The organism is Clostridium sp. D53t1_180928_C8 (assembly GCF_015667795.1).
In the GTDB taxonomy this organism is placed as follows: domain Bacteria; phylum Bacillota; class Clostridia; order Clostridiales; family Clostridiaceae; genus Clostridium.
Window position 1 is genome coordinate 1 of record NZ_JADPEL010000062.1, and the last position, 15657, is coordinate 15657.

Below are 15657 nucleotides of genomic sequence, written 5' to 3' on the forward strand. Positions count from 1 at the left end.
TTTATTAGCTCTACTTCAACAACCATTGCCTTTAACTTTTTTACCTGTTCAATTGTCAAAAATATTCACTTCCTTCGCAATATTTTCAAATTGTTCATTACATAATTATTTCTTTTTCTTTCTTGGTCTTGAAACATACGGTTCCTTATAATCCTGCTCTAAAATATCTTTTCGCTTCTTATCAACAACGATATTCTTATCTCTAAAATCTTTTATTAATTCATCAATAATCATTTAATCACTCCACTACTACCAAAGCCATTAGTTCCACGATTACTATTTGATAGCTCTTCAACTTCTACTAACTCAACATCTGGAACATAATTTATTTTCATTTGAGCTAGCTTGGTATGTTTTTTAATTGTAATATCACACATAGTTTCATTTCTGAATATAATTCCTATTTCTCCTCTATAATTACTATCTATAGTCCCTTGAATTATTGTACATTTAAAATTATCCATTCTTCCCATAAAACCATCATAAGCAAGTACACCCTTTAAGCTTATTCCACTTCTAGGCCTTATTTCAGCTTCATACTCAACTGGAAGCTCTATTGCTATTCCTGTAGGTATAACAACTGTTTCATAAGCTTGTACATTATAATCCCTTATAGTATATAAATCATAACAAGCATCTCCTTCCCTGCTCGTATGAGGAATAATTGCATCTTCTATCAATTTCTTTATTTTTATCATAAATTTCATCCTTTCATTTTAAACTGTTAATTGCTTGTACTATATTAAATCTTGTTACCTAAAAAGGCATATCTCCATCATCAATTGGTTCTTCTACACCAAATCCCATTCCTGTATCTTCTGATTGATTCCATGTTCCTGAATTACCTTGATTATTACTTGAATTACTATTTCCTATAAATTCAAAGCCATCCAATACAACATCAGTTGTATAAATTTTATTCCCTGCATTATTCTCATATGAACCTGTTCTAATACTTCCAGTTATAGCTACTTGTCTACCTTTTAAAACATATTGAGCTATAGTCTCTGCAATCTTTCCAAATGCTACACAATTAATAAAATCTGTTTCATCTTTCTTGTAAGGTCTATTTACTGCTAATGTAAATCTGCATACTGCAGTTCCTGTTCCTGGTGCATATCTTAGTTCTGGACTTTTAGTTGTTCTGCCTATAAGTACTACTTTATTCATTTATCTCTCCTTCATTTTCATTTATTGCCTTTCTTATAGCTTCTTTAGCACTATAACCAGCAAAATAATATTTAACTGCTTTCTCTATTACTTTCATATCTAAATCAATCATAATAATCCACTAACCTTTTTATATTTTTCTCTCTTATTCTCCAACTTTTCGTTCTTTTAGCTATCATTTGAAATTTTTTTCTTGCTCTTTCTCTTGGATCTATAGCCTTTTGTTCTACAAAAACCTTTTCTTCATTTTCTGATATTAGATTTAATCCTATTTCATTTTCATCTTTATTTTTACTTTCACCATACCAGCTACTTTTAAAAAATTTGAATAAATTTCTCTTTATTTTTTCAAACATCATATCACCCTTTTAATCTTTATCTTTCTAGACAAAATACTCTTTTTCATATACATTTCCTATAATTTTATCTTCTGCTGTTTCAGAAAATAATGCTACTGCTCTTTGTTCTTCTTTATTTTCAATCCACCATTGACATTCATCTAAAATAACTACTCCTGTTATCTCTTCATCTCCTGGTGCTCCTGCTTTTCTCTCTACTATAAAGCCTTCGTAAATATCTCTTCCTGTAATATCTTTCTTTCCTGAATATAAAACTGGCTTTAAATGTCTATTATTAACTGTTCCTTCTGCTACTCCATGACTATTAAATGTTTGCACTTCCCCATCTCCTGTTATGCTATAACCAGTCCCACTTATAAGCCTTTTTCTGTTCTTATCATAAATTTTGAATTTTATCTCTGCCATAACCTTCTCATCTCCTTTTAAAACATTCTTTGCTGTCCTGGTATATTAATTCTTAGTCTTTTAACATCTTTTACAGCTTTATAAAATTTATTTCTCCCTTCTACTTTAGATATTTCTATCAATCCTCTATTGCTTAGATCTTTAAATAATTTATTCACTTGTGCTTTATCTTGTATGTTTAATTTTTCTTGTATTTGAGTTTGAGTGTGCTCTTTTATATTTAAAGCTAGTAAAATTCTAAAGCTCTGTCCGCTTATATCTAAAGTTGTTAAATAATCTATATATTCAGTTTTCATTTTTACTCCTTAATTTAGTAGATAATTTTATCTATATATGTAGAGTATTTAGTCAACTTATTATCTTCTATCTAATGCTGCAAATCTTTGATAGTTGCCAAACCACCCTAACTTTATACTCTTTACTTCACCATTTCTATTCTTTCCTACTATAATTTCAGCTATATTCTTATCTTCTGATTCTTTGTTGTAATATTCATCTCTATAAAGCATTAATATAATATCTGCATCCTGTTCTATTGAGCCTGATTCTCTTAAATCAGATAGTATTGGTCTTCTGTCAGCTCTTGCCTCTGGTGCTCTTGATAATTGTGCTAATGCAATAATTGTTACATCTAACTTTTTGGCCATCTTCTTAAGCTCTCTTGATATCTTCGCTATTTCTTGCTCTCTAGAATAAGATTTTTCAGTGCTCTCTATTAGTTGTAAATAATCTATTATAACTACATCAAGCCCCTTTTTAACCTTTAAATTTCTACATTTAGCCTTAATATCTGCTAATGATGTTGCTTTATCATCAATAAATATTTTTCTATTACTTAAATCAGTTGATGCATTAGCTATTTTTAAGAACTGTTCATCAGTTAATTTTCCTGTTTTAATAGCACTAAAATCAACTAAACACTTTGCTGCTAATAGTCTTTCCATTAATTGATCTCTTGTCATTTCTAATGAAAATATTGCAACACTACTTTCCCTTGATGCATATTGCCCTATATTAAGTGCAAATGCTGTTTTCCCCATTGATGGTCTAGCTGCAGTTATTATAAAGTCACCTTTTTGTAATCCTGATATCGTTTTATCTAATTCTTCATATCCCGTAGAGACTCCTAAGATTTTCCCTCCATTTTGATAATTCTGCTCAATTCTTGTTAATACATCATTAACAGCTTGGCTTATATCAACTATTTCACTTGAATCTTTAGAATTAGACACCTTGTACACATTATCTTCAACAAAACCTATTAGATTATCTAAATCTTCGCCATCATAACATTTGCCAATAAGCTCTCTTCCTGTCTTTATTAATTTTCTTCTATCAGATTTTTCTTTGATTATTTTTATATATCCTTCAACGTTAGCTCCATAAAATCCACTACCTGCAATATCACTAATATAAGAAATTCCACCACAGCTTTTTATATCTCCGTTATTTTTAATTTCTTCAAGTAATGTAACAAGATCCACTTCGCTATCTCTTCTGGATAACTCTTTAATGTTTTTATAAATTTGCTTATGCCTATCCCAATAAAAGTCATCTACACTTAAAATATCTTCAACCTCTTGTATCTTACTAGGAATATTTATCATACTAGAAATTAATGCTTGCTCAGCTTCTAAGCTACTTGGTAATTCTCTTAATACATCTTCTCTCATAATTACATATCCTCACTTAAATTAAATATATATTTATTCTCATTAACTTCATTATTATCATTCGCTTTACTGCCAGCTTCTATTGCATCATCTAAGTAATCCTCGTATCTACCATTAAAAAATGTTGAGCCATTAAGTATAAATTGCTTATCTTTACCTTTAACCTCAGCTGAATATTTTTTAACACATTCAGCAAGAACATCTTTACCTAAAGTTGCTAATAATTTGGGTATTTTCTTCATGGCTTGAGCTTTCCCTTTTTTGTTTGGATATAACTCCCAAATATCTTGTGCATCATTTGCACTATATATATTATTAATTGTATTATTATATATTGTAGTATTCTCTTTGACTTTTTTATCAATAGGGGTATTGATATTTTTGTCGATAGGGTTTTGACTTTCTTGACAATAGGTATTGATATTTTTATCAATAGGTATATTCCCTATATACAATCTTCTTGAATCTATTTCTTTAGTTCCATCTTTATAAACTATTACTGATCTTATATATCCTTTTTTTATAAGTTGACTAACCCATCTTGAAACAGTTTCATTCTTAACATTGTATAAATTAGCAAAATATGAATTAGTAGCCCAACAATATCCCTTTTCATTGCTTAATGCTGTCATTTCTCCATAAAGTAATTTTGCATTAGCTGTTAAATCTTTATCATATCGTACATTTGCAGGTATAACAGCATAGTAATTTTTATTCATATTATCTCCTTGCTATAGTCTTGTTACTAAAATTGCAGTTTGATTTAATACAGATGCTACTCTTTCAACTGAGTAGCTTGTACCAATTTTTTTATGAAAAGAAATATCCTCTTTTGCTATTTTAAGTATTAAATTAAATTCTTCTTTTGTTGTTGATTTCTTTAAATCACAAAGTAAATTCTTAATCATTCATCCCACTCCTAACTTACCTTTTTTGATATATTTTTTTTAGCATTTGCCAATCCTGATACATATCCTAAAATATAGTTAATATCCGAATCATTTAATTCGTCAAAAATCTTAAGATTAGCCTTTAAAAGTTCTTCTTTCTTTTTTATATCCATAAATCCACCTCCAAAATTCTTGTTAGTTTAATTTTATTTCACATTTTTTCTATTGTCAAGGATTTATTGTTTTATTTTTAGAATTTTATCCTTTTTAAAACTCTTGACAATAGAATTTATTAAATGTACAATTATCTTGAGGTGATTCTTTTGAATAAAAGATTAAGAGAGTTAAGAAAATCTCTTAAGTTAACTCAACAAGATTTCGGTTCTAAAATAGGACTAAGTAACGCATCTATAGGAAATATAGAAAATGGAATAATTAACTTAACAGATAGGAATGTATCTTTAATATGTTCTACATACAATGTTAATGAAAACTGGTTGCGTTATGGTGAAGGAGAAATGTTTAATCCAATGACAGAAGATGAAGAGTTTGCTTATTTAATGGGAGCTCTTATGGCTGAAGATTGTGATTATAAAAAGAAATTTATAAAATCAATGTTAGAACTAGAAGATGAACTTGATTGGATGATAGTAACAAATCTTGTTGAAGGACTTAAAAAAAAGAATGAAAAAAAGTAGAGAAATAATTATTCTCTACTTTTTTTATTTAATATGTATCCAGATACATAAAATTTTAGATTTTTTAAAATTTTTTCATCATCAATTTTCTCTATTAATTCTATCAATTCCATTTTAATGTTTTTCATACAAACATCCCCTTTTGTATTTATAATAAAAATTATATATTAATTCGAACATTTGTTCAAGTTAAATCCTATATTTGTATTATAAACCAAAAACGTATTCCTGACAGGAATATCTCGACATATTTTTTACATTTGTAGTAAATGTATGTAATTTATTAAAACTATTGTTTATTAATAAAATTTAATTAAAATATTATGTAGAACTTCTTGTTAATCGCTCGAAGCATAATATTTATTGTCGGAAATTTATTAAGCATCAAAGGTTATTGCATGATACAAAAAGCTAGATTTAATAAAAATTTGACCCAAAAGGAATTAGGTTCATATCTAGGAATAAGCCAATCATATGTTTCTAAGATAGAAACTAGAAAAACTAAATCTCTGTCCGTTAGTAAAATATTAGACCTATCTTTAATATTAGAGTTAGACCCTGTAGAAGTTTTTAAGTTTATAGCTAAACTATAGAATTATTGTTTCATAATGAAACTTTTGAATGTTAATTGTTTCGTAATGCAATATTATAAACTTTAACTCACCTATAGCCTATAATATTCTTTGGAGGGATATTATGAATATAGGTGAGATTATAGCAGAACTAAGAATGGATAAAGATATGAATCAAGAAGATCTTGCAGCTGTACTTAATATTTCTAGATCAACATTAGCTAATTGGGAAAGTGGAAATAGGCGGATTGATATAGAAACATTAGTTGTTATAGCAAATTATTTTGAGGTTAGTTGTGATTACCTTTTGGGAAGAACAAAACATAAATATAATTTTGCTTTAGAGAATGAAAAAAATGTAGATGCCATTATGGGTATATATGAAACTTTAAAAAAATACAAAATAGAAAAAGAATAAAGTGTATCTTAAAAATAATTAAGATATGCTTTTTTTATAGCATTTAAATTGACTACAAGGCATTTTAAGAGCGTTTGTTATTTAAAGGTATCTTTATTGGCATTAGACATATATCAAGCCTGTACTCCCTTAAAGAAATATTTAAAGCTATAGCATAGAAATGAATGGAATGATGTTTATATCTACAATTACAATTTAATACATAAAAATCACCTATATTATAATATAAATATTTTCTATTTCTAATTTATCTATTTCATATATTTATATATTTTAATTTATATATTTTAATTTATATATTTTATATATTTATATATTTATGTATGCGATTTTCGCATAGACCCCCTATGCGATTTTCGCATAGACTACTATGCGATTTTCGAATAGACCCCTATGCGATTTTCGCATAGACCCTCTATGCGATTTTCGCATAGCTAAGCTATGCGATTTTCGAATAGGGGTTATGATGTGTGGATAAGCTGTGGATAAAATAAAATAAAATTTAATATTGACATAAAATGACTTACAAGGTAACATTAAGTTATACCCATGTTACATTACTACTTAGGGAGGGTGAGAGAATGAATGATAGTATAGATAATCGTAATATAGTGGTCGACTTAGATAAAGCTAATTTATTTGTTCCTTATCATATTGCATTGATGGAACAAGAAGCTTATACAGGAACTGAGAAAATGGTATATTTAGCATTAAAAAGCTTTGCAATTAACTCTAGTGCTTGTTATCCATCTCAAGCTAAAATAATGAAAAGAGCCAATATAAAAAGTAATAGTACTTTAAGTTTAACTTTAAAGAGCTTAGAAGAAAAAGGTGTAATTACTATAGTACCGGAATTTGATGAAACAGGTAGAAGAAAAAGTAATACGTATTATCTATCAAAGCTTAATCACGAAACAGGACTATTTATTACTGAAAGTTTAGAATACATAAAAAGAAAAAAGATGGTGGCAGATGCTCAAGCTAAACAGTTGAAGCAGGGATCAAGAAAAGGCGTAAAAAAAGTTATATAGGAGGCTATTATGAGTGATATCAAAAAAAATATTATTAAGATTAATGGAGAAACTTTAGTAAGTAATGACTTTATAAGAAATCCTAATTTAACTGGTAATGAAAAAATGATGTATTTAATACTAGCTTCTCATTGTCCGCAAGGATCTAATAGGTGCAACCCATCAATAAAAAGGGAATTAACATCTGATAGTGGTATGAGTTCAAAGACTATAATAGCGTTGTTGAAATCATTAAAAAACAAAGGATTAATTGAAATAGAAAAGAATACAGATAAATTTGGCGGACAATTGACCAATTCATATATTCTTAAATAATTATAGGGAATTAAGTTGGGCTAAACAGATAAAAAGAGAATCTTGGTATTCTCTTTTTTTTATATTATGCAGAATAAGTTGTGATGTTAAATAATATCTTGTGATATTAAATAATATTATAAGATATTATTTGATATTGACATATTGCTCCTAATAGAATATAATTTATTTTGTAAATAATATCAAATAATATTATAAGATATTAAATAATTACAAATAATGTTACGGGGAGATGTGTATATTATGAAGATTGCAATTGATTTAGGGAACAGAAATATTAAATTAGCCTATAAAAAAGGAGATAAGGTTGAGTTTGATAGCTTTCAATCTAGATTTACCGACGAAGAACAACAAGATTATTCAAGTGCAGAAGTTGTTGAAATTGGAGGAGTTAAATATTCCATAGAGCAAGGAAATTATGATTTTGAATTTAATAAAACAGAAAAGGACTACTTACCTTTACTATTATGTGCTATAGCTAGAGCTACAGAAGATGAAGAAATAGAAATAATGATGGGAGCACCAGCAGAACATGTTAGTGGATTAAGAGATATATTTAAGGCACAATTATTAAATAAAGAATTTAAATTTAAATATAGAAATAAGGAGAGAAAAGTCAAAATAACTAATATTGGAGTTATAGGAGAAGGATTTGCTTCATATTTTGCGATTCCAAGAGCTATTAGAAACACTAACGGAAACTTAGGAATAATTGATATTGGAGGAAGAACTGTTAATATAGCTACATTTATAAATGGTAAACAAGATAAGGTTTGTACTTTAAATTTTGGATTATTAGATTTAAAAAATAATATATTAAGTGATATAAAGCGTAGTGGGAAAGACTATAATATAAATACTATAGAAAATTTACTTGATAACGGAAGAATAGAAATATCAGATGAAGAAAAGGAAGGTTTAATTAATAAAATTATAAATGAAGCTAAAATCTATAAAATAGATATAGATCTGTACACATGGTTCTTAACTGGTGGAGGTTCTATTGATTTAGGAAGTGTTCAATTAGATAAATTCTTCGGAAAAAACTGTATGTTAAAAGACTCTTTATATTCTAATGTTTTAGGATATTATAATTTCATGTTAGCTAAATGGGGTGAATAAATTGAGTAAACAAAAGACTAGAATAATGAAACCAGTATATTTTAATCTTGATGATGAAAAGGAAAAGGAAATTAGTGATTGGCTAGATAGTAAGTTTTCAAGCTTTGGAGGGTTAGTAAAGGATTTACTTTACTTACAAATGCTTCAGGAAAAAGGCCTTGTTCAACGTGTTGATGTTCCTGTACAAAGTAATTCTGAAATGAAGGAAGTAGAGAATATAGAAATAGAATATAATCATAATTCTTATTGTAATTCAGATGAAGCTAATGACTACCCATGTTAATGTATAAAAAATATATATATTGGAAATAATAAAAAAGAAAGGATAAACTTATTTTAAGTATCCTTTCTGAAATGATTAATTTATTAAGTTTGTGATTGCGCTTATATGCTCACTTGTTAAAGCTGCTGACTTTAAATAGTGATAAATAGCATGTAAGTCATTCGCAAACTTTTTATTTTTTTCTACTCCTAAATTACTTTCTAAAAAATTTCTAATAGCTAAAACTTTATTTCTACTTAATTGTTTATTTTTAAGCTTAGATCTTATCAATTCTTTTAGAAATAGAAGTTGTATATCTTTATCAGCTTTTGAAAAATTAAATGATATATTTTCATTTTTTACTTTATATTTATTTTCTTTCTCCTTTAGCTGATTTGTATAGTATAGATCTGGCTTCATGTGATTACATGCAATAACTTCTTCTGCTGTATATTTTTTATAGGGAATATGTTTTCTAATACCTATTCTAATTAGAGTAGGTAACATTAATATAACTGCTTTTATTAGCAGAGCTCCTATAAAGATGGTTAATAAGTTTGTCATTTTATCATCACTCCTGTTTTTTATTTCTTCTACCCTTACGGGATAATGTTCCTCCTTTCATGCCTCATGGCGTGCCAATCGGTTAACCTTTCGACTTTCCGTCTATAGATTTACTAATAATGTTTTGAATAGATTTTATGAATGTTTTGTATAGGTGTTGTCTTTGGATTTGAAGTTTTATATTATAATATATGCTTTGTTATTTGATTTAGTACAAGATATTGTATGTAAGAATATTACCCAACAAACCTATAGGTGCTAAGCTAGTAATAGCCTAAAACAAAACCCCCAATAAAAAGATATTGAGGGCGTGAATTATGAAAATAAGTGAGTTGATAAATTATCATAATTTAAATCAGTATAGATTATCTCAAAGTTCTTGCTATTGTATCTTACTCCAGGAGTTGGACGAGCAACTATTAGGATAGGAAATGTCCCCTCGCATTTAACTTCTAGTTCTTTATCTCTATAAAGTTTTTCGTATAGCTGGAATTTAGTATTTTCCGTATAATGAGTATAATCAACTTCTAAAATAGTAAAATATTTATAACCATCTTTTTTGAATATTACAAATGCATCAGCTCTTATTATTCCTTTAAGGTATTTTGGTTGCATTTTAACTTCTACTATTTCACAATCATTAGCTGCTAAAAATTTTAAGTAATCTAATGTTATTAAATCATGGTCGCTTATCTTTTTATCTAATATAAAGACTTTTTCTTTACTATAGTTAGATTTATAACTTTTTACTAATCCCATTTTATTTTCAAGGTCTGATAGTCTCCTTCTTGCATTTTCATATGATTTATTAAAAAATAAATATTGAGCTTGTTTTATAGTTATTCCTCTATATTGTTCTATATGTTTTAATATTAGCTTATCTCTTTGCATTAACATTTAACTCTACCTTTCCTTTCACTTTTTTTATTTTCTTTTATTTCATTCTTAGTTTCCTTTTCTGTTGCAGCTTCTAAGAAAATTATTTTATCTTTATCTAGATTTATTGGCGTATGAGTAAACTTAACTTCTTCTACTTCTAATTTTTTTATTTTTTGTTGTGGTTTATGTGGTTTATTTGGAACTATAATTTCTTTTACATACTTTTGTAGTATTTCATAGTTTTCATCTATTGAAGGGACTTTCACCATATCTAGCCCTTGTGAACCAAGAATTAAACATTCTCTTTCTTTAAGCTTAACTGCACCTGAATCTTCTATTATATTTTCACTATCTCTTTTAGAACGCTGTCTTAATGTTATGCAGCACATTTGGGATTTAACCTCACTTGGAATATTGGCAACAGTACTTCTTTGGGTAACACTAAGGAAATGTACTCCTGCAGCTCTCCCAGCTTTAACGATAGTTAATATATTTGTCCAACATTTATTTTTTAATTGTTTTATTTCATCAGGATCACTATCACTTGCTATAAAAAATGATACTTCTTCTATTACAAAATAAATTCTTTTTAATTTATTTTTGTTATTTTTATTGTAATGGCTTAGATTTTTATAACCTTGTGAATTGAACTTACGACATCTCTCGTCAACCTTTTTAGCTACTTTTTCTAGCATTATGCTTACTTCTTCTAAGGTATTACCAACAAACTTTACAGGTTTGCAATTAGAAAATTGACCTATTTCTCCTTTAATAATTTGACTTATATATAAATCTATACTGTTAGAATTGTTATATATCAAATTTGTTAATATTGAAGATAATAAGAATGTTTTCCCTGTTCCTGTCATTCCCCCTATAAGTATGTGTGGATCCTTTTCTATATCTATAAAGAAATTTTTTTCACTAAAATTTTTGCCTATAAAAATCAAATTGTTTGGTGATTTTACTGGAATAAAATCATAATTTTTTAATTCCTCATTTATTACTTCTATTTTAATTAAATCTGTGAATCTTATATCTTCTATTGTTATAATTCCTCTTAAGGAGCTTTCTAGGGAATCAATATGTTTTTCTAAATCTTTATAACTTTTACCTGCTGGAGATTTAACTGTTAATTCCACTCCATTTTTTATTGGCTTATTTTTTATAATTTTAAAATTAAGCTTTAAGTTGGCCATTGTTTTATTCCATCTGTAAGCAGTTATGTTTAATCTGTTTAATAAATAACTACTACCTTCTTTTGCTAAAATAACCCCACCAGTTATTAGGGATAAGCTAATTAAATCCATAAATACAACCTCTTAAAAAATATTTCATACTACATTTTATGCTACAGTTTAAAAATAATTACAGTTGGGAAAAATAAAATTTGAGGTGATAATTTATGATGGGTAGAACTCATACGGCTATCGGAATAGCTATAGCAATTCCAGTAATAAAATATTTAGATTTGTCTTATATTTCTATGGCTGGTGCTATTGTAGGTTCTGTGGCACCAGATTGGGATTTATATTTAGGTATAAAACATAGAACAATAACACATAGTTTATTGTTTTTATTAATAAGTAGCGTTTTAGTTGGAATATTTAATATAGATATGGCGATATTGTGGTTTATAGCTTATGGATTACATCTTATAGCGGATAGTTTTACAAAGATGGGTGTACCTTTCTTTTATCCATTTGTTAAAAAAAAGTATGGAGCAAAGCTTATTTATGCTTCTGGAGCTGAAGATCTATTTATTTTATTAGTTGCCATCTATATAATTTCAGAAATGATAAAAATTAAATAAATTTAGTATTTAAAATATAAAACTGCGTATTTTATCCTAAAAAACTGCGTGATTTATCCGAATTGCTATTAAATTATAATGTTTGTTACTATTAAAGCTAGTAAACAAGCCATTCTTATAAAAAACTTCGCTTTTTCAGAATTGTGCGCAGTTTTATTTTTGCTTTAATAAATTAATTATTAAACGTAAAAAAAATAAAAAAAGCTAGTAAGTAAGATTTCTCCTACCTACTATGCCTTTTATCCAATCTCCTTAAAAACTCTTTGTGTAACTTTTCTTCTGCTTCTTTTCTTGCTTTAATTGCATCATCTTTTTCTTTAAATCTACCTAATTTATAGTTTTTTCCTTTAAACATTATTTGAGCCTGCCATCTGCCATCTGAAATTTGACAAACTCCCCTACACCCACTTTTATTAGCTTTACTCAATTTTGAACTTTTTAAATATCCAACATTAGTACCTTCTATTTTATTTAATTTTGATACTTTTTTTATATTATCTTCTCTAGAGCAACCACAGCTTCGAGTATTATTTGATATCAAATCCTGTCTAGTTGCTGTTTTTTCATTTCCGCACTCACAAATACATTTAAAATAACTATGTCTTCCTTTTCTTTCAATAAAATTTAATACCGTTAATTTACCAAATTGCTTTCCAATTAAATCACTTTTTACTCTCATACAACCACAACTTTTATTTCTTAAAATTTGTAGTGAAGTATATAATCTTTCATTCCCACATATGCATTTACAAGTATAAATAATCCTTTCCTTGCTTTTATCTATATCAGTTACAGTAAAATTACCTATAACATCTCCTATTTTATACCCCTTTCTTCCCATAAACTCTCTCCATAGCTTCTTTTGTAATTAAAGTAGTTCCTTTAGCCTTTCTATAATCTACCCCAACGATAAACTTCTTAGCCTTTATAGCTGCTCTTATTGCTCCTTCTGTTTTACCCCATATATCAGCTGCTTCACTAACAGTCATTATATTATTTATTTCAAAGTTTACTTTTTTAGATTCTAACAAAATACCTTGTTCGGGATTATATATTATAGCATCATCGTTAATTATAATTTCTCCCTCAACAATAGTTCCAGCTACTGATAAATCATTAGTTAAATCAATTATACACTCACCATCATTAACTAAATTTCCATTAATTCCATCTATACAATTTGATCTTTCTAATAAATCCTCTTTTGTAATATCTAATAAATCTCCCCATCTAACTCCAACTAATTTATTCATAAAACATTCCTCCAATTTTGATTATGTGCTAGTTTTTAGAGAACTAGCAAACTCTTTACTTTATAATCTTTCTAAACAATAAACATATTCACAAGCCAATCTTTCTTTGTCTTCTATACCTACTTTAATTAACTCTTTCTTAGTATTTAAAAGCCCTTTAAAATTATCAATAAAGAATTTTGCACTTTCTTCGTTCTTAAATTTTTCTAATAATTCAATAGTCTCGTTCATTCTTCTAGTTCTAGCCTTATTTTGCTTTTCGTTATATCTAGCTGTAGCTCCTTCTACTGTTCTTTCAGCCATTTCTAAAACCACTTCTCTTATTTCCTCTGCCCAAACTATTTGCTTTTCACTACCCTTTAATTCTACCATTTTAACATCTCCTTCATTCTCATAAAGGTAAGCTAAACATAAACCTAATTGAAACTTATAATCAACTGTTGGATATTCATTTTTAATTTCCTTTGCCATTTTGTGAGCTTTAATCATTAATTCTTTCTTAGTCATTTTAACTTACCTCCATTTATTTTTTATTTGATTTACCTTACAATATTATTATATTACGAAATTTAGTAGCTGTAAATAGTTTTTTACGAATTTTCGTAAATTATTTTTCGACAAAATAAAAAAAGGCTAGTAAGTAAGATTTCTCCTACCTACTAGCCTTAAATAATTAAACTACTATTTTCTTTACTTCTTCTAACTTTAATTCTAATTCTTCAACTCTCTTTTTAATAGCTTCTACGCTATCATCTTTGCATATTTTTCTATTCTCACAGTAACCATACTTAAGATAATGTTCTAATCCACTTGTATAAGTCCCTTTTTCAACTGCTGCTTTAATATCTTTGTTTAATTCTAAATACGCACCTTCATTATATTCTACGGGTATTGGTGGTAATGCTTGTCTACCTTCTGTCTTACCGTTTGTTACATAGTGATGATAGCCTGTTTTATAACTACCTTTCTTTACTGCTTCATCAACATCTTTATATTTGTTTAAATACCAATTTTCCGAAAAAAGTTCCATGTTATAATCCTCCTCTTCTTTTCCTTGATATGATCCATTTAATTTATCTTTAAAACTTGTCCATCTACTCCAATTATCAGCTGACCAATTCGGGCAAACCTTTCTTGAAGCATCATAGTGCCTTACTACATTGTTATTAGAAATATTATATTTCTTTTGTAAATACTTAACCAACTCAACTGTATTAGATTCTGTTTTTTCTGAAATAATTCCATTACTATTACAACACATTTCTATAGAAATAGAGTTTTGATTTGTTATTCCATAAGCACCTTTACCATCACCAACCGCCCAAGCTGCATTATAATCCTCTACTGATTGCCATATAGAAGTATCATCTACAAAATAATGTGCACTTGCGCTTCTATCTCCATTATAAAAATAATCAACATTATTCTTAGCTGTATCTCCTTTGTTTCCTGTGTAATGAAGAATTATATATTTTACGCTATTTCCTTTTCTACTTGAATAATTATAATTACTTATCTTTTTTTGAATAGGCATCATACTATTCACCTTCTTTTTTTATTAATTTATCACTTAATCCCGGAATGTAAGCATTCGTATTTTCAGTAGGATCATTTAATAATCCTAGTAAAATTAAAATTGAACATATAGTTTGTACAATTCCTAAAATCCTATCTGAATCAATGTTTAATCCAAATTGACATAAAAGTGAAACTATTAATGCTGCTAATGAAATAATTGTCCCTTTGTTATTTAATCTTGTTAAAATTGATTTTAATACTTTTGCCATAATTAACACACTCCTCTTTCTTCTTCTAATCCATCAATACGCTTATGTGCTGATTTTACACTTTCTTCATTTCTTATAATTCTCTCTTTAAGTTCTGTTACTTCTCTATCTCTAGCTTTATTATCTAGCCTTATTTCATCAACTGCCGTGGCTATATAATCTAGCTTTGCTCTAGTTTGAGCCTCTTCTCTAGTATCTGCCCTTATGTCATGCCCTTTATTTCTTTGAAATGTAGCATAACTTATAATAGCCCCTACAACTGTACAAACTAATGCAATACTTATTGTTTCCATCTTACACCTTCCTTTTCTTTTTTATATTAAAAAAGAAGCTAGATTTTACTCTAACTTCTTAATTTTTTTGATTTAGTTTTACGAACAATATAAATCAATTGTGAATTAAATTTAAGCTTTGCTATCAAATATTTCACATGAAAAATCTGTTTG

At 27.6% G+C, this 15657-nt stretch carries 27 protein-coding genes; 8 read left to right on the plus strand and 19 right to left on the minus strand.

The window, feature by feature from the left end; translation table 11 throughout:
* Nucleotides 1–105 precede the first annotated feature (105 nt).
* The 10 genes from I4V51_RS21430 to I4V51_RS18800 all read right to left on the minus strand — a co-directional run bounded on the left by I4V51_RS21430 (nt 106) and on the right by I4V51_RS18800 (nt 4670).
* Nucleotides 106–234, minus strand: a complete 129-nt coding sequence (locus I4V51_RS21430; RefSeq protein WP_279325460.1) for a hypothetical protein — start codon at nt 232–234, stop codon at nt 106–108.
* Entirely contained in the window at nt 231–698 is a 468-nt protein-coding gene (gene dut, locus I4V51_RS18760) for a dUTP diphosphatase (RefSeq protein WP_243281564.1), read from the minus strand. Before dut ends, I4V51_RS21430 begins: the two co-directional genes overlap by 4 nt.
* A 58-nt stretch (nt 699–756) precedes the next feature.
* A complete protein-coding gene (gene ssb, locus I4V51_RS18765; RefSeq protein WP_195989962.1) occupies nt 757–1170 on the minus strand; it encodes a single-stranded DNA-binding protein in 414 nt (137 codons plus the stop codon).
* A 104-nt stretch (nt 1171–1274) separates the two neighbouring features.
* Entirely contained in the window at nt 1275–1526 is a 252-nt protein-coding gene (locus tag I4V51_RS18770; RefSeq protein ID WP_195989963.1) for a hypothetical protein, read from the minus strand.
* A 27-nt stretch (nt 1527–1553) separates the two neighbouring features.
* On the minus strand, nt 1554–1934 hold the full coding sequence (locus tag I4V51_RS18775; protein ID WP_195989964.1) for a YopX family protein: 381 nt from the start codon (nt 1932–1934) through the stop codon (nt 1554–1556).
* Between the two features lie 17 nt (nt 1935–1951).
* Nucleotides 1952–2230 carry a MarR family transcriptional regulator gene (locus I4V51_RS18780; RefSeq protein WP_195989965.1) on the minus strand — a complete coding sequence of 93 codons (279 nt, stop codon included), beginning with the start codon at nt 2228–2230 and terminating at the stop codon, nt 1952–1954.
* Nucleotides 2231–2290: 60 nt separating this feature from the next.
* The gene (gene dnaB, locus I4V51_RS18785; protein WP_195989966.1) at nt 2291–3607 is read right to left on the minus strand and encodes a replicative DNA helicase; all 1317 of its coding nucleotides are present in this window, start codon (nt 3605–3607) and stop codon (nt 2291–2293) included.
* A gap of 2 nt (nt 3608–3609) precedes the next feature.
* Complete coding sequence (locus I4V51_RS18790; RefSeq protein WP_195989967.1) at nt 3610–4326, minus strand: helix-turn-helix domain-containing protein; 717 nt, start codon at nt 4324–4326, stop codon at nt 3610–3612.
* A gap of 12 nt (nt 4327–4338) precedes the next feature.
* Nucleotides 4339–4515, minus strand: coding sequence for a hypothetical protein (locus I4V51_RS18795; protein WP_195989968.1), 177 nt, complete (start codon nt 4513–4515; stop codon nt 4339–4341).
* 11 nt (nt 4516–4526) lie between these two features.
* Nucleotides 4527–4670, minus strand: a complete 144-nt coding sequence (locus I4V51_RS18800; protein WP_195989969.1) for a hypothetical protein — start codon at nt 4668–4670, stop codon at nt 4527–4529.
* A 150-nt stretch (nt 4671–4820) separates the two neighbouring features.
* Between I4V51_RS18800 and I4V51_RS18805 the strand changes: the two genes are divergently transcribed.
* The 7 genes from I4V51_RS18805 (at nt 4821) to I4V51_RS18835 (ending at nt 8936) form a co-directional block, all read left to right on the plus strand.
* Complete coding sequence (locus I4V51_RS18805; RefSeq protein ID WP_195989970.1) at nt 4821–5195, plus strand: helix-turn-helix transcriptional regulator; 375 nt, start codon at nt 4821–4823, stop codon at nt 5193–5195.
* Between the two features lie 398 nt (nt 5196–5593).
* Nucleotides 5594–5788 (plus strand): helix-turn-helix transcriptional regulator, encoded by a 195-nt coding sequence (locus I4V51_RS18810; protein WP_195989971.1) that lies wholly within the window; start codon nt 5594–5596, stop codon nt 5786–5788.
* A gap of 103 nt (nt 5789–5891) precedes the next feature.
* Nucleotides 5892–6185 (plus strand): helix-turn-helix transcriptional regulator, encoded by a 294-nt coding sequence (locus tag I4V51_RS18815; protein WP_195989972.1) that lies wholly within the window; start codon nt 5892–5894, stop codon nt 6183–6185.
* A 581-nt stretch (nt 6186–6766) separates the two neighbouring features.
* A complete protein-coding gene (locus I4V51_RS18820) occupies nt 6767–7216 on the plus strand; it encodes a helix-turn-helix domain-containing protein (RefSeq protein WP_195989973.1) in 450 nt (149 codons plus the stop codon).
* A 9-nt stretch (nt 7217–7225) separates the two neighbouring features.
* Nucleotides 7226–7531 carry a helix-turn-helix domain-containing protein gene (locus I4V51_RS18825; protein WP_195989974.1) on the plus strand — a complete coding sequence of 102 codons (306 nt, stop codon included), beginning with the start codon at nt 7226–7228 and terminating at the stop codon, nt 7529–7531.
* 243 nt (nt 7532–7774) lie between these two features.
* Nucleotides 7775–8653 (plus strand): ParM/StbA family protein, encoded by an 879-nt coding sequence (locus tag I4V51_RS18830; protein ID WP_195989975.1) that lies wholly within the window; start codon nt 7775–7777, stop codon nt 8651–8653.
* A gap of 1 nt (nt 8654) precedes the next feature.
* On the plus strand, nt 8655–8936 hold the full coding sequence (locus tag I4V51_RS18835; RefSeq protein ID WP_195989976.1) for a hypothetical protein: 282 nt from the start codon (nt 8655–8657) through the stop codon (nt 8934–8936).
* A gap of 75 nt (nt 8937–9011) precedes the next feature.
* On the opposite strand, the gene I4V51_RS18840 is transcribed toward I4V51_RS18835, so the two are convergent.
* The 3 genes from I4V51_RS18840 to I4V51_RS18850 all read right to left on the minus strand — a co-directional run bounded on the left by I4V51_RS18840 (nt 9012) and on the right by I4V51_RS18850 (nt 11668).
* Nucleotides 9012–9479, minus strand: coding sequence for a hypothetical protein (locus tag I4V51_RS18840; RefSeq protein WP_195989977.1), 468 nt, complete (start codon nt 9477–9479; stop codon nt 9012–9014).
* A 315-nt stretch (nt 9480–9794) separates the two neighbouring features.
* On the minus strand, nt 9795–10376 hold the full coding sequence (locus tag I4V51_RS18845; protein ID WP_195989978.1) for a hypothetical protein: 582 nt from the start codon (nt 10374–10376) through the stop codon (nt 9795–9797).
* Nucleotides 10370–11668: an FtsK/SpoIIIE domain-containing protein gene (locus tag I4V51_RS18850; protein WP_195989979.1), complete on the minus strand. Its 1299-nt coding sequence runs from the start codon at nt 11666–11668 to the stop codon at nt 10370–10372. Before I4V51_RS18850 ends, I4V51_RS18845 begins: the two co-directional genes overlap by 7 nt.
* Before the next feature lie 95 nt (nt 11669–11763).
* Here I4V51_RS18850 and I4V51_RS18855 point away from each other — a divergent pair, with 95 nt between their 5' ends.
* Complete coding sequence (locus tag I4V51_RS18855) at nt 11764–12171, plus strand: metal-dependent hydrolase (protein WP_243281565.1); 408 nt, start codon at nt 11764–11766, stop codon at nt 12169–12171.
* Between the two features lie 223 nt (nt 12172–12394).
* Here I4V51_RS18855 and I4V51_RS18860 read toward each other — a convergent pair whose 3' ends face one another.
* The 6 genes from I4V51_RS18860 to I4V51_RS18885 form a co-directional block, all read right to left on the minus strand.
* Nucleotides 12395–13012, minus strand: a complete 618-nt coding sequence (locus I4V51_RS18860; protein WP_195989980.1) for a hypothetical protein — start codon at nt 13010–13012, stop codon at nt 12395–12397.
* Entirely contained in the window at nt 12993–13424 is a 432-nt protein-coding gene (locus tag I4V51_RS18865; RefSeq protein WP_195989981.1) for a helix-turn-helix domain-containing protein, read from the minus strand. Before I4V51_RS18865 ends, I4V51_RS18860 begins: the two co-directional genes overlap by 20 nt.
* A 60-nt stretch (nt 13425–13484) precedes the next feature.
* Nucleotides 13485–13931: a hypothetical protein gene (locus I4V51_RS18870; RefSeq protein WP_195989982.1), complete on the minus strand. Its 447-nt coding sequence runs from the start codon at nt 13929–13931 to the stop codon at nt 13485–13487.
* Nucleotides 13932–14097: 166 nt separating this feature from the next.
* Complete coding sequence (locus I4V51_RS18875; protein ID WP_195989983.1) at nt 14098–14961, minus strand: peptidoglycan recognition family protein; 864 nt, start codon at nt 14959–14961, stop codon at nt 14098–14100.
* A 1-nt stretch (nt 14962) separates the two neighbouring features.
* Nucleotides 14963–15211, minus strand: a complete 249-nt coding sequence (locus I4V51_RS18880; RefSeq protein WP_195989984.1) for a hypothetical protein — start codon at nt 15209–15211, stop codon at nt 14963–14965.
* Nucleotides 15212–15213: 2 nt separating this feature from the next.
* Nucleotides 15214–15504 (minus strand): hypothetical protein, encoded by a 291-nt coding sequence (locus tag I4V51_RS18885; protein ID WP_195989985.1) that lies wholly within the window; start codon nt 15502–15504, stop codon nt 15214–15216.
* Between the last annotated feature and the right edge of the window lie 153 nt (nt 15505–15657).